Origin of the sequence: Pantoea sp. NPDC088449 (genome assembly GCF_044753225.1) — a bacterium.
Taxonomy (GTDB): Bacteria; Pseudomonadota; Gammaproteobacteria; order Enterobacterales; family Enterobacteriaceae; genus Pantoea; species Pantoea floridensis.
This window is the reverse complement of the sequence record NZ_JBIVMT010000001.1, coordinates 1,597,999-1,611,070: the sequence shown is the minus strand read 5'-3', so window position 1 is coordinate 1,611,070 and position 13,072 is coordinate 1,597,999. Positions and strand designations below refer to the sequence as shown.

The following is a 13,072-nucleotide window of genomic DNA, read 5'->3' as shown; positions in this document are numbered from 1 at the left end:
TTTTGACCTGAACATCTCATTCTGACCAATGAAAAGCTGTACTACCTGACTTTTGATGCGGCGTTGGTGTATAAAACCGGCCACGAAATCTTGTCATATCATCAGATCCCCGGCATCAAAGAACTGCTGACGCGACGCCTGCCGGGTGACAGCGTGATCAAAGCTGGGGATCGGATATCACTGAGATTAAGTGACCGCCATTGCCATCTCTTTGCGATGTCTGGTGAGGCTTAATCTTAGTTAAACTGAATAAAATGACACGCCACCCGGTGCCCAGGCGACACTTCACGTAATTCCGGCACCGTCGCATGGCACTGCGCTTCTGCCTGCGGGCAGCGTGACGAGAAGCGGCAGCCGGAGGGAGGCCGTGACGGATCCGGAATCTCCCCGTTAATCACCGCGATGGGTTCATGTTGTGGGTCGAGCGTCGGTACGGCGGCCAGTAGCGCCTGTGTGTAGGGATGCAGCGGCTGACTAAACAGGGCGTCGCGGCTGGCGGTCTCCACCAGTTGCCCGAGATACATCACAGCCACGTCATCGCAAAGATGTTCCACCACGCCGAGATCGTGCGAAATAAACAGGAAGGTGACGCCATGGTCATCGCGCAGATCGGAAAACAGGTTGATGATCTGCGCCTGAATGGAGACATCCAGCGCTGAAATTGGCTCATCGGCGATAATAAAGTCCGGGTTGAGAATCAGTGCCCGTGCAATGCCAATGCGCTGGCGTTGTCCCCCCGAGAATTCGTGCGGGAAACGCGGGTAATGCTGTGGAGCCAGCCCACATATCTTCATCACCGCGATCACCCTGTCGTACAACTCCGCTCGGGTGCAGAGTTTATGCGCCAGTAGCGCCTCACCAATGGCATCGCCGATACGCATACGCGGATTGAGGGAGCTGTAGGGATCCTGAAACACCAGCTGGATTCTGGGCCGCAGTGACTGCATTTCCCGTGCCGTCAGCGTCGACAGGTCCTGCCCCCGGTACTTAATCGTGCCAGCGGTTTTATCATGTAACCCCAGCACTGTGCGGCCTACGGTAGTTTTGCCGCTGCCGGATTCGCCGACAAGACCGAAGATGGTACCCGGGCGGATGCGAAAGCTGACACCGTCAACGGCACGAAGCTGCCCGGTTTCCTGACCAAACAGGCCATCGCGTATCGGGAAGTGCTTCTTCAGCGCGTCCACTTCAATTATGTATTCAGAACTCATGCGAAAGATTCCACTTTTTCCCGGTGAAAACAGGCGGCCTGCCGTGTTGTACCCACCAGCGGTGGTATGCCTGCCCGGCAGATTTCACTGGCGCGATCGCAGCGGTCAAAAAAAGCGCAGAATGCGGGCAGCGCGGTAAGGTCCGGCACCTGGCCGGGGATGGAGTAGAGCCGACGTCGCCGCTCGCCGGGAACCGGTCGGGAGGCGATCAGCCCCTGGGTATAGGGATGCAGCGGATTACGCAGTACCTCTGCGGTGGGGCCGTATTCAACAACCCGCCCGGCATACATCACGACTACCTGCTCCGCCATCCGGGCAATGACGCCCAGATCATGGGTGATCAGCATCAGCGCCATCTGGCTGGCACGGGCCTGATCGCGCAGCAGACACAGAATCTGGGCCTGAACGGTGACGTCCAGCGCGGTGGTTGGCTCGTCAGCAATCAGCAGTTTCGGCTGGCAGCTGAGTGCCATCGCAATCATGATGCGTTGCAGCATGCCGCCGGAAAGCTGGTGCGGGTAGCTGGTCATCAGACTCTCCGCGCGCGCCAGCCCGACGCGGCTAATCAGCGCGATCGCCTGCTGCCAGGCGGCTTTAGGCGACTCCCCACGATGGCGAATCAATGGCTCACACAGCTGCTCGCCAATGGTCAGCACCGGATTGAGGGCGCTCATTGGTTCCTGAAAAATCATCGCCAGCTGGTTGCCTCGCAGGTCGGCCATCCTGGCTGGATTGAGTGTAAGCAGATCCTGCCCCTGGAAGCGGATGGCTCCGCCGTCAATACGTGCGGCCTGCGGCGGCAACAGTCCCATCAGCGACATGGCGGTAACGCTTTTGCCACAGCCGGATTCGCCGACAATACCCAAGGTCTGTCCGGCATGAATAGTAAAGGAGACCTCCTGCACGGCCTGCACACGCCCCTGTTCGGCGGCAAAGGAGACGGATAACTGTTCGAAGGTGATCAGTGGCTGGCTCATTTCTGGCTCCGTTTTATGCGGGGATCGAGCGCATCACGCAAGCCGTCGCCCAGTACGTTGATAGCAACCACGGTGATAAAGATGGCGATGCCCGGTGGCATCCACAGCCACGGGCGACGCTGGAAGTCGATCAGGCTATTGGCGGCATCCATCATATTGCCCCAGGAGGGGGTCGGCGGGACGACGCCAAGACCGAGATAGCTCAGCGCCGACTCGCTCAGAATGGCGTTCGCCACAGCCATCGTCGCCATGACCACCAGAATCGGGATGGTATTGGGCAGCAGATGACCAAACAGGCGGCGACGTGATGACAGGCCCAGTACCTGCGTTGCCAGCATAAAATCACGCTCGCGCAGCGAAAGGATTTGCCCGCGCACCAGCCGCGCCAGTTTAGGCCACTCTAGCAGGCTCAGCATGATGACCACCATATAGATGCGCGCATCCGCTGAAAAATCGAGCTCCGACAGCATGGCGCCGGCGACAATCAGCAGCGGCAGACTGGGAATGGTCATGACCAGATCGGCCAGACGCATAATCAGCTTGTCGGTCAGGCCACCCGCGTAGCCCGATACGGCACCGAGCAGATACCCCAGCGCCACCGATAGCAACATCGTCAGCAGGCCAATGGTCAGCGAAATGCGCCCGGCAAGGAGCAAACGGGTGTAGACATCCCGCCCCAGGAAATCGGTTCCCAGCCAGTGCTGTGCCCCTGGCGGTTTGTTGATCATCAGGGCATCCGTGGCGTCATCCTGCCACGGCGACCAGATTGGCCCCAGCACGCACCAGATCGCCATGACAACCAGTAAAACCAGGCACACCATCGCCAGAGGATTACGCCGTAATGCCTGCCATGCCTGACGCCACGGTGAGGACGTGGCCTGGGCCAGTGCCGGGATTACCGCTTTGCGCAGGCGGCGTTGCGTGGAAAAAAGTGAACTGATCATCATGAACTCACCCGAATACGCGGGTCAGCCCACGCGTAAAGCACGTCGGCCAGAAGATTGCCGAGGATAGTTAATACCGCCAGAAACAGCGTGAAACCCATCAGCACCGGATAGTCACGGGCAGCGAGCGAATCGATGTGGATGTGTCCTGCACCCGGCCAGTTGAAGACTTTTTCGGTGATGAGGGCACCCGAGAACAATCCCGGCAGCTCAAAGCCGAGCAGGGTAATGATCGGCAGCAGCGCATTGCGTAACGCATGTTTCATGATCACCGTGCGTTCGCGTAAACCTTTTGCCCGAGCAGTGCGGATGAAATCCATTTTGATGACGTCGAGCATGCTGGCGCGAAAATAGCGCGTCAGGCTGCCCGCCTGCAACATCACCAGTGCCAGCACCGGCAGCATCAGGTGGGCCCCCACCTGCACAATATAGGCCCAGCCGCTGTCATCACTGCCGGTGTTGGTCATGCCGCCGACCGGCAACCAGTGCAGGTCTACCGCGAACCATTTGATTAACAGCAGGCAGAGAAAAAAGGTCGGAAAAGACATTGCGGCAAACACCAGCACGCTGACCAGATGATCGAACCACGAGTTGGGTTTGATTGCCGACGCGATACCGGCGGCAAGGCCAATTCCCCAGTAAAACACCAGTGCGACACTGGCGAGCAGGAAGGAATTCCAGACGTATTGATTGAGCAACTGAGTGACAGGAATCTGGTATTGCAGTGAGAAACCCAAATCACCCCGTAACAGCTGGCCGAGCCAGTGCAGATAGCGGGTGAGCAGCGGCTGATCAAGGCCGTAAATCGCCTTCAGCTCAGCCGCGCGCGCGGCGGTCAGCGTCACGTTGCCATCAATAAAGTCACCGGGTGTCTTTGCAAACAACATAAAGATGATAAAAGAGGCAAACAGCAGCATGGGCAGGGTGTTCAGCAGCCGCCTCAGGATAAAATTTCTCATGGTATTCTCATATCAGCCGTCAGGAAGTCCTGACGGCTGAACAGTGGGCAAGGTTACTTAACGATTCTGACGTCCGGCAGACTGCCGGTCAGGCCGTTATAGATATCCGGTTTAAAGCCGGTCACGCGGGCGCTGCTGGCGGAGAGGATCTGGCGATAACCGAGCAGGATCACCGGCGGGTCATCTGCCAGCACTTTGTACAGCTGGTGGTAAATCGGTTTGCGCTGTGCCACATCCAGCACCGCATTGCCTTCATTGATCAGCTTATCCACCTGAGGATTTTTATAACCGGACTCCTTAGCCTCGGTGCTGTAGTAATCCCATACCCCGTCATGCGGATCGTTTAACGTGCTGGTACTAAAGGACGCCAGGTCGTAATTGCCCGCTTTGCGCTGGGCCATCAGCGCATTGAAGTCCACCACCTGGGGTTTCAGTAGCACGCCAATTTGTTGCCAGTCCTCTTTGGCGATCGGGATGAGCGCGTCGTTCAGCACTTTTTTACTTGCCAGTAAGGTCAGTTCAAGACGTTTGCCGTCCTTTACGCGAATACCATCGGAACCGGGTTTCCAGCCCGCCTCATCAAGCAATTTTTTCGCCTGTGCCGGATCGTATTTGTAGGGATTCACGCCATCCGGGTTATATGCCCAGGAGATGGGCGCGATAGGTTCGATGGCAACCTTGCCATACCCCTGGTACACCACATCGATTAGCTTCTGACGATCCAGCCCATATATCAGCGCCTGACGCACCTTCGCGTCCTGCAACGCCGGGCGGCGAACGTTGAACTCGACTTTACTGTAATCACTGGACCCGTAGAGATTGATATTGGCAAAGCCGAGCAGTTTCAGCTGTTCAATATCATCCGGTCGTGAAGTAAAGGCGTCGTAATCCGTTTCACCGGTCTGGAACAACTGGAAATTGGTTGAGGGGTTAGTGACGCGATAAATAAAACGAGGCGTTGGCGGTGTGCCACGATAAAAGTGGCTATTGGCATGAAAACGAATTTCCTGCCCGGGGATGTATTTGTCATAGACATAGGGGCCATTGCCCAGCGGTTTGCCATGCAGTGTGCGCAGATAGTCAAGATTGCCACGCTGATAGCCTTTGCCGTAATAAGCTTCCGACAGCACCGGCCCGCCAATTTTTGCCAGTGTGGTTGCGCCAGGTTGTGTGGTGGTGATCTGGAGTGTGAGGGGATCGATGACTTTCAGGCCACTGACGCTGTCGGCTTTACCTGCTTTATATTCCGCGCCCCCGGCAATATTCGCGAGGGTGATGTCGGTGTCACCATCATATTTCGGGTCGTAGAGGACGGTAAGGGTAAAGGCAACGTCTTTGGCGGTGAGTGGGGAGCCATCGCTGAACGTCAGATCGGGGCGAAGCTTAATAGTATAGACTTTGTTATCCGGGCTTACCGTCCAGCTTTGCGCCAGACCCGGCACCAGATTGCCGTGGCTGTCCCAGTCAATCAGGCGTGAAAAAATGACGTTGGTGACATTTTCATCCCAGCCGTTGACAAAAAAGTAAGGGTTAAAAATCCCCTGAGGTTCAGAAATGCCCGCCACCACCGTGTCTTTGCGCAATTTCGCCGCTGCCGGAATCTGGCTGGAATCGGTGGCTGGGGTGATACCCTCTTTTAGGGCATCGTCGGCAAACGTCATGGCGCTGAAAGCTGCCAGACTGCTGAAGAGTGCTATTTTAAGTCTGTACTGCATGCTTTGTTTGTTTATTAAACTGACCAAAAGAGATCCCTCAAAAATATTATGGCAATGTTCATTTACAAAAACTGAAAATTAATCTTCCCCTGATCCGGTGTCTAACAATCAAACGCTATAACAAATAACGAAATGTCCTTATGTTATTTATGGATAAGCTTGGGAATACTTTTCTTTATTACAAGAATGCGACTCAGATCAACGTTACGGCACAATAAAAAGATCGGTAACGAATCTGGACGTCCGCGCTATTTTTTACGTGTTAAGCCGGAATGCCGCGATAAGGACATTTGCCGCTGACTTTCTTCGGGATTTCATTCGCGCCCAACGTGCGAAACTTGCGGCAGTGCTGTCCAGCCCAGCTCCGGCGCAATCAGCGTCGCAAAATCGCTGATAATCTGGCTGTACTCCGCATAATGCAATTCATAAGGCAGTTCGATTCTCAGCTCATTCACCAGACGTAAGACGGGATCGTTAAACAGCCGTTCGAGAATCTGCTCCGCACTGCCCACGATATCCTGAGAGAACAGGGTGCGTCGGGAGCTCTGGGGTGCCAGAGTGCGTGGGTAGCGGCTGGCGGCAAACTGCTGATAATGTCTGCGGGTGGTGGCATCCGCACTGTCGGTGGGAATGATGACGCGTCCCAGGGCGATGCGCGCCGCACGCCGACCGGAAGCCGCAAGATTTTCACGATACAGCTGGATTTGCGCCCGCTGTGCCTGATAAAAATCATCCGTTTCTTCACCGGAGGTGAGATTACCCGCGAGCAGATTAAACCCGTGGCTGCCAGCCCAGCGCGCCGAACGAAGTGATCCTCCGCCATACCACAATCTGTCAACCAGACCGGCAGCAAAGGGCTGAACACGCGGGCGTTGCGTATTACCGGGTGAGAGAATGACCGTATTATCATCGCCGAAGAAGCGGCCACTCAGGTTATCGCGCAGAGTCAGGACGCGCTGGTAAGAAAAATCCTGCTGCTGCCAGGCATCACCCCAGACAGAATGACCGATTAACTCAAGATGATTAGGCGCGCCTGCGCTCAGGCCGACATTCAACCGTCCCCTGGCGAGAATATCCACTGTCGCCAGGTCTTCGGCCAGACGAAATGGACTCTCATAACCCATCTGAATCACGGCGCTGCCCAGTTCTATCTGGCGGGTACGTTGTGTGGCGGCGGCGAGAAAGGTGCTGGCTGACGATACGCCATGTTCCAGATGTCGCTGGCGTACCCAGGCACCATTAAAACCCAGCTGTTCACCGCGTTCGAACAGCTGTAACGTCTGTTCAAGACCCTGAAGTGGAGCGTCATCAGGATAATTCCCCGGTGTCAGAAACGAGATATGCGAGATAGCCGGTTGCGTCATGCTGTTTTACTCATAGCGGGGCTTTAAGGCGTCAGCGTGACAACATGCTGGCGAATATCCGGATGGCTGGCGATCAGACCCTGTTGCTGATACCAGTTGGCTATATGCCCGATATGGGTTATCGCGGCGTCATCGACCGGCGTGATGGGAACGGTGTTGACCCTGCCCAGCAGAGCCGCCAGTGTGCTTCCCTGCTGCCCCATTTGTGAAGCCCAGATCTTACCTGCCTCAAGCGGATGGGCTTTGGCCCAGTGGTTCTCTTGCTGCAATACGTCATAAACCCAGTCCACGGCAAAAAGATCGTCAGCCTGCTGCTGCTGTTCGGCTAACAGAGCGTCACTGGCAGGGGTGAGACCCCAGGGACGCCCGCGTATTGTTTTCAGCCACTCATCAGGCAGGATGGCCGGGTTGAGTTTGTCGGCAAGAATCTGCGCGGCGCCTACCGGATGCTGCTCAATCCAGGCATCATTTACGCGCAACTGTTTCACGATCCAGGCGGCTACTTCGGGGTAGCGTTGCTGCCAGGCGGCACGCGTCCAGAACAGTGAACGGTTAATGATTTCATCGCCGACGGCGGAGCGCGCAACGACATCCTTTATCTGTAACGCACGAGTCAGCCAGGGATCGATTGCCAGCCAGCCGTCAATGTCGCCATTGAGTAACGCAGTCATGGCATCCTGCCCCTGCAGGTCCAGCAGTGTGACATCGGTGCGGCGCAGGTTCTGTTTTTGCAGCAGACGCGCCAGAAAATGATCGGTGAAAGAACCGGGCATGCCCGTCAGTCGCTTAGCACGCAGCGAGGAGATAGCGTTGCTTTGCAAAGTCAGCAACGCGCAATTGTTATTACGTGGCGGCGAGCTGGCGAGATAAGCGACGTCCAGCCCGGTGGCCTGCGCACTTATCGGCGGGGTTGATCCGGTGCCAACCACATCGACCTGTTCATCAGCCAGCCACTCGCCGCTGCGTGCGCCCTGGGTATAGTCGAACCATTCCAGCTGCCAGCCTCGGTCTCTGGCGGCAGGTTCGATGACACCACGATGGCGCAAAATAAACAGCGAGAGATTACTGGGATGGCTTCCCAGACGGATTTTCATTGTGCTGGATCTCCACTTCTGACCGGACGATCCCACAGATTTCCCCAGGTAAAGGTATTCTTTGCCGCGTCATCCGGCGGGGTGAGTGACAGTCGTGGCATCACCAGTTCGCTAAAGCGATAGGCTTCCTCCAGCAAGGGGAAACCGGATAGGATAAACACCTCAACCCCCGCCTGCTGATAGGCTCGCAGGGTGCGTTCGACCGTTTCCGGACTGCCGACGATAGCGGTGCCAGGTCCGGGACGCACCAGGCCAATGCCCGCCCACAGTCCGGGGTAGATCTCCAGCTCGCGCGGATCGGCGGGTTTCTGGTCATTGTGCAGGGCACTCATACGGGACTGACCTACGGAGTCTGACCCGCGGGCCAGATGCTGCCGGGCGGCAATGGCGCTGTCGTCCATTGAGGCATAAAGTGCGTCTACTGCCTGCCACGCAAGTTCATCAGTTTCGCGCACGATCACATAAAGACGAATGCCGTAGCGTAACTGGCGAAGGTGTTTATCGGCTCTGGCTCTCACCTGGGCGATTTTCTCTGCGGCCTGCGGCGGTGTTTCGCCCCAGGAGAGATAGGTGTCGATGTGCTTTGCCGCGACTTCCTGTGCCGCTTCAGAAGAGCCACCAAACCACAGCGGTGGCGGAGGATATCCGCCATTGCTCAATGCCAGCCTGGCGTTCTCAATATCCAGGTGTTCCCCTTTGAAGCTGACATTTTCCTGATTGAGCAAGGGACGTAATACCTGCAAAAATTCGTCACTGAGATCATATCGGGCATCGTGATCCAGGTGCATGCCGTAAGCGCCCAGCGTATTTTTATCACCGCTGACCACGTTGAGAAGCACCCGGCCTTTCGAAAACTGGTTAAACGTCACGGCCATTTTGGCTAGCAGGGTGGGTGAGATCAGACCCGGCTGGATAGCAATCAGGAATTTCATGCGTTCGGTATAGGGAATGAGTGACGCCCCCAGAATCCAGGGATCATGTGCACCGGTCGCCAGCAGCGCGCCGGTAAAACCCAGATGATCTACCGCGCGGGCGACCTGCTGGAAATAGGCGTAGTTGACCTGCCGGCTGCCGGAGGCGGCCCAGGGTTGATGACCGTCTGGCGCGGTCAGATACCAATAAATTTCCACGGTGGTTCTCAAAGCAATACAAACAGGAACCAAAGGAATAACAAAGGGTTATTGCGAGGGGAAATACTAATTATGGCAAAGTTTATCCATATCCAGGCTTAAGGTTATTTATCAACCCGGGTTGTGAATGTTGTTAAAATAAACGCGACCCTAAAGGGCGTTGTTTATGCGTTATTAACAGTGATTCGCTTTAACGTCATATTTTGACGCTTTACGGCGTTAAATAAGGCATCAGCAGGTCGATATCATTGGCAGGAGATACTGATTGCGCTTTTTTGTCAGGCAATGTTGTCCGGGGTGGGTATCAGTTACCCGCTTGCCCATTTCAGGCTGGCATCATTACAATCAGAGTTTATTAAAGAGGAAATGTGCTTTGTCTGATAAAAGAATGATGACGCATCGCGGATTGCTTTCCCTGTGAGTTATTCTCTGTGGTGTTGACTGTCATTGAACATTTGTTGTGGAACATTTGAACAGATGTCAGAAAAGAAAAAAGCCCGCTCAGTTTCCTGAGCAGGCTTCTCGAATTTGGCTCCTCTGACTGGACTCGAACCAGTGACATACGGATTAACAGTCCGCCGTTCTACCGACTGAACTACAGAGGAATCGTGTGAACGAGGCGAATATTAATGGCGCCTCAGTCAGGTGTCAACAGCTTAAAACGTATTTATATTCAATTGGCTAGCAATAGTACAAAGCGATCGCGATTTAAGCAGGTTCTGATGTCAATTGCGCCAGGCGTGCCAGCGGGTCCTGACGATAGAATTGCTGGAGATGCTGATACATCACTGGAAAACGGTTGGCCAATAAATCAGGCGCGCTGAAGAAGTATTCCGACAGCACCGCAAAGCATTCTGCGGCATCGCTGGCGGCGTACGGATCGATGGTGGCGGCCTGTTCACCCACCAGCTCCACTTCGGCTTCAATCTCAGCCATGGCGTGTTGCAGATCTTTTTCCCAGCTGGCGACATCGCGCAGTGCCATCACCGGAATGCCGCTGGTGTAGCCGCTGCCGCGCGCATCGAGCTTATGTGCCACTTCGTGAATCACCAGATTAAATCCGGAGAGATCAAAGGAATCCTGAATATCGAGCGCATTCAGCACCACAGGGCCTTGCGTCCAGCTTTGTCCGGCATGCACTGCGGGCGCGTGATGCACCAGACCATTGTCATCTTCCCAGCGATCGTCAACATTAAACGGTTCGGGATAGATCAGCACTTCATGAAAGCCATCGAGCCACTCGACGCCCAGTTTCAGTACCGGCAGGCAAAATAACAACGCCAGTCGGGTGAGCAGCAGTTCATTGAGCTGCAGGCCTTGCAGTGGAGAAATTTTTTTCTGCTGCAGAAAGCGCTGCGCGAGGGCAACAAGAGCGTGCTGTTCCTGGTGATCGAGCAGGGAGAAGATCGGTTGCGCCAGCGCCTGCTGCCAGGGAAGCGCTACGACTGAAGTCTCTCTTTGCGCATGCCACGGCCATTTGAACATCGCATCACTCACTCTTCAGGGCGAAAACAGTATCCTGACGCGGCGAAGAGAAAATTGCCAGCGCGGAATCAAAGCCGACTATTCAACCAGTTAGTTAGCGATGTGTCTGTGATAAAGGTGGCAAACCGGGAAGTAAGATCGGAAGGGGAGAGGTCGCCACGCATGACGACCTTAAATGACGCAGTTGATGGCAAACGCTTTACCCTGCGCGTTCAATACGTTCAAAGGCAATGACCCATACCCAAGGATTAACTTCCCAGCTGGTGGCGCCATACTGTTTCTGCCACGCTTTGCGATAGGCTTCTTTCGGTGATTCCGCATTCATGTTCATGGTGAAGAAGTTATTCAGGAAGTGCGTATCGGTCTGGACGCCCTCCGCCATAATGTCGTCTTCACTGATATCCTGAATTTTCTCGGCCCGCACTGAGGTAATTCGCAAATCGATACGACTGGCCCAGCGCGGCATATGTATTGCTGTTTGCCAGCCAAACTGCTCGGCATTGTGCAAATGCTCATCCAGTTGCCCCAGCTCGTTGCTGTCGGCGCGATACTGGCAAAAGGCGGGATGGCGGAACGGCAGCGGATCGCGCTCGTATTCAGCCAGCTGCTCTTCAGGAACGATGGGGCCACGCCAGGTTTCACGTACCCACAATCCGTCACCCGCCTGGCCATACGGGCAGTGTGAGCTGACATCGGTCATCGACATTAATTTATAGCCGTGCAGGTGGTTAGCGCTGACGTCAAACGCATGTACGCCTTCATGGTGATCCTGGCCTGGACCAAAGGCCTGCGTTTTCATAATGCGTCGGGTCTGTGTCTGCTGGCCAACCAGCAGGGCGCGCACCCGCTGTTCGGAAAAAAGAATCGGCCGTTCTTTCATTGCATACCTCATATTGTTTCACCAACCCGGAAAGTGCGAAGCATCCTCCGCATCCGTAGATGAGAGGAGTAGCATAATGGGTTTGAATCAGTTTGCTTAATAATTTGTCGCCTCAGTATCAGGCAATTCTTGCAATTTTAGGTTTTAAAAATGGTTCATAAGCAAAATGTGTGCTGAAAAAGACTTCGACAGAATCGGAAGCCAGAATTTTTCCAGATACAGTACGTTATAAAGGCCAGAATGGGAACCTTTTCAGATTATGTCGCGTTGAATAACCCGTTTTAACGGCAAAAAGACAGCATATTTAACTGGAATAAAACCCTGCCGCGAAATTTGTTGATGACCTAAATAGATTACCGCCATTAAACAGAGTTAGTTAACTAAAACGACGCTAAGGAAATGCCGAAAGCGTAATGGGTGCTGGGCAAGCGGCGTTAACAGCGCTATAACATGATCGGGATCGCATTTTTTTGCTTAGCACATCCAGGAATGATGTAAAAAAAGTGTCATTACCCAGCCGCTATGATGTCCGCAGGAGCAGCACCCTGTACAGGCAGTGCTAAATAACAGCAATAAAAGGAGAAGCACGATGTCACTCACCCGCTGGCAACAACGCTATGAGAACTGGCTGCAGCTGAACTGGTTGCACGATGACAAAGCCCACGATATCGCGCATCTGCGCCGCGTGTGGATGAGCGCGAAACGCATCATGCAGCACAGCGATGCCGATCCGATGGTGGTCCTCACCGCCTGCTATTTCCACGATGTGGTTAACCTGCCTAAAAACCACCCTGAACGCCATTTGGCCTCAACCTATGCCGCGCAAGAGACACGCCGAATCCTGCAGCAGGATTTCCCCGATTTCCCGTTTGAGCGTCTGGATGCCGTGGCCCATGCAGTTCAGGCGCACAGCTTCAGCGCCCGCATTGCGCCACAAACGCTGGAAGCGAAAATCGTCCAGGACGCCGATCGTCTGGAGTCTTTAGGTGCTATCGGCCTGGCGCGCGTTTTCTACACGGCAGGAGCGCTTGGACGGCCGCTGTTTGATAGCGAAGACCCGCTGGGAAAAGAGCGTGAGCTGGATGATGTAAAGTGGACGCTGGACCATTTTCAGAAAAAGCTGCTCGGTTTACCGCAAACCATGCAGACGGAAGCAGGGCGTCTTCTGGCGGAGCATAACGCGGAATTTCTGGTGCACTACATGGGGAAACTTTGCGCAGAACTACAAGGCAACCTGACCTCAATTGACGAGTCAGTATTAAGAGATTTTAGCCCCATACACTCTTAATATTAAATTTTTATGACAGTCTGTT

General features: G+C 54.7%; 11 protein-coding genes and 1 tRNA gene. 1 reads left to right on the top strand and 11 read right to left on the bottom strand.

Going from position 1 to position 13,072, the window contains the following annotated elements:
• Window positions 1-236 precede the first annotated feature (236 nt).
• From ACIP6T_RS07685 to ACIP6T_RS07635, 11 genes are all read right to left on the bottom strand, one after another.
• The gene (locus tag ACIP6T_RS07685) at window positions 237-1,211 is read right to left on the bottom strand and encodes an ABC transporter ATP-binding protein (RefSeq protein ID WP_097096900.1); all 975 of its coding nucleotides are present in this window, start codon (window positions 1,209-1,211) and stop codon (window positions 237-239) included.
• Window positions 1,208-2,188 carry an ABC transporter ATP-binding protein gene (locus ACIP6T_RS07680; protein WP_097096901.1) on the bottom strand — a complete coding sequence of 327 codons (981 nt, stop codon included), beginning with the start codon at window positions 2,186-2,188 and terminating at the stop codon, window positions 1,208-1,210. Before ACIP6T_RS07680 ends, ACIP6T_RS07685 begins: the two co-directional genes overlap by 4 nt.
• Complete coding sequence (gene opp4C, locus ACIP6T_RS07675) at window positions 2,185-3,132, bottom strand: oligopeptide ABC transporter permease (RefSeq protein ID WP_400457102.1); 948 nt, start codon at window positions 3,130-3,132, stop codon at window positions 2,185-2,187. Before opp4C ends, ACIP6T_RS07680 begins: the two co-directional genes overlap by 4 nt.
• Entirely contained in the window at window positions 3,132-4,091 is a 960-nt protein-coding gene (locus ACIP6T_RS07670; RefSeq protein ID WP_097096903.1) for an ABC transporter permease, read from the bottom strand. Before ACIP6T_RS07670 ends, opp4C begins: the two co-directional genes overlap by 1 nt.
• Window positions 4,092-4,144: 53 nt before the next feature.
• Complete coding sequence (locus ACIP6T_RS07665) at window positions 4,145-5,806, bottom strand: ABC transporter substrate-binding protein (RefSeq protein ID WP_097096904.1); 1,662 nt, start codon at window positions 5,804-5,806, stop codon at window positions 4,145-4,147.
• Window positions 5,807-6,120: 314 nt separating this feature from the next.
• A complete protein-coding gene (locus tag ACIP6T_RS07660; protein WP_097096905.1) occupies window positions 6,121-7,170 on the bottom strand; it encodes an LLM class flavin-dependent oxidoreductase in 1,050 nt (349 codons plus the stop codon).
• A 23-nt stretch (window positions 7,171-7,193) separates the two neighbouring features.
• Window positions 7,194-8,264: an ABC transporter substrate-binding protein gene (locus ACIP6T_RS07655; RefSeq protein ID WP_400456219.1), complete on the bottom strand. Its 1,071-nt coding sequence runs from the start codon at window positions 8,262-8,264 to the stop codon at window positions 7,194-7,196.
• Window positions 8,261-9,394, bottom strand: a complete 1,134-nt coding sequence (locus ACIP6T_RS07650) for an LLM class flavin-dependent oxidoreductase (RefSeq protein WP_069729730.1) — start codon at window positions 9,392-9,394, stop codon at window positions 8,261-8,263. The genes ACIP6T_RS07655 and ACIP6T_RS07650 overlap by 4 nt, the downstream gene beginning before the upstream one ends.
• A 529-nt stretch (window positions 9,395-9,923) precedes the next feature.
• Window positions 9,924-9,999 (bottom strand) — tRNA-Asn (locus ACIP6T_RS07645).
• A 103-nt stretch (window positions 10,000-10,102) separates the two neighbouring features.
• Window positions 10,103-10,879, bottom strand: coding sequence for a DgsA anti-repressor MtfA (mtfA, locus tag ACIP6T_RS07640; protein WP_097096909.1), 777 nt, complete (start codon window positions 10,877-10,879; stop codon window positions 10,103-10,105).
• 199 nt (window positions 10,880-11,078) lie between these two features.
• A complete protein-coding gene (locus tag ACIP6T_RS07635; protein WP_097096910.1) occupies window positions 11,079-11,759 on the bottom strand; it encodes a hypothetical protein in 681 nt (226 codons plus the stop codon).
• Between the two features lie 589 nt (window positions 11,760-12,348).
• On the opposite strand from ACIP6T_RS07635, the gene ACIP6T_RS07630 reads away from it, so the two are divergent.
• Complete coding sequence (locus ACIP6T_RS07630) at window positions 12,349-13,047, top strand: phosphohydrolase (RefSeq protein ID WP_345829271.1); 699 nt, start codon at window positions 12,349-12,351, stop codon at window positions 13,045-13,047.
• The last annotated feature ends 25 nt before the right edge of the window (window positions 13,048-13,072 follow it).

Bases quoted from the DNA above. Each gene is read 5' to 3' on its own strand.
- ACIP6T_RS07685 (WP_097096900.1), bottom strand. From the start codon at position 1,211: ATGAGTTCTGAATACATAATTGAAGTGGACGCGCTGAAGAAGCACTTC.
- ACIP6T_RS07680 (WP_097096901.1), bottom strand. From the start codon at position 2,188: ATGAGCCAGCCACTGATCACCTTCGAACAGTTATCCGTCTCCTTTGCC.
- opp4C (WP_400457102.1), bottom strand. From the start codon at position 3,132: ATGATCAGTTCACTTTTTTCCACGCAACGCCGCCTGCGCAAAGCGGTA.
- ACIP6T_RS07670 (WP_097096903.1), bottom strand. From the start codon at position 4,091: ATGAGAAATTTTATCCTGAGGCGGCTGCTGAACACCCTGCCCATGCTG.
- ACIP6T_RS07665 (WP_097096904.1), bottom strand. From the start codon at position 5,806: ATGCAGTACAGACTTAAAATAGCACTCTTCAGCAGTCTGGCAGCTTTC.
- ACIP6T_RS07660 (WP_097096905.1), bottom strand. From the start codon at position 7,170: ATGACGCAACCGGCTATCTCGCATATCTCGTTTCTGACACCGGGGAAT.
- ACIP6T_RS07655 (WP_400456219.1), bottom strand. From the start codon at position 8,264: ATGAAAATCCGTCTGGGAAGCCATCCCAGTAATCTCTCGCTGTTTATT.
- mtfA (WP_097096909.1), bottom strand. From the start codon at position 10,879: ATGTTCAAATGGCCGTGGCATGCGCAAAGAGAGACTTCAGTCGTAGCG.
- ACIP6T_RS07635 (WP_097096910.1), bottom strand. From the start codon at position 11,759: ATGAAAGAACGGCCGATTCTTTTTTCCGAACAGCGGGTGCGCGCCCTG.
- ACIP6T_RS07630 (WP_345829271.1), top strand. From the start codon at position 12,349: ATGTCACTCACCCGCTGGCAACAACGCTATGAGAACTGGCTGCAGCTG.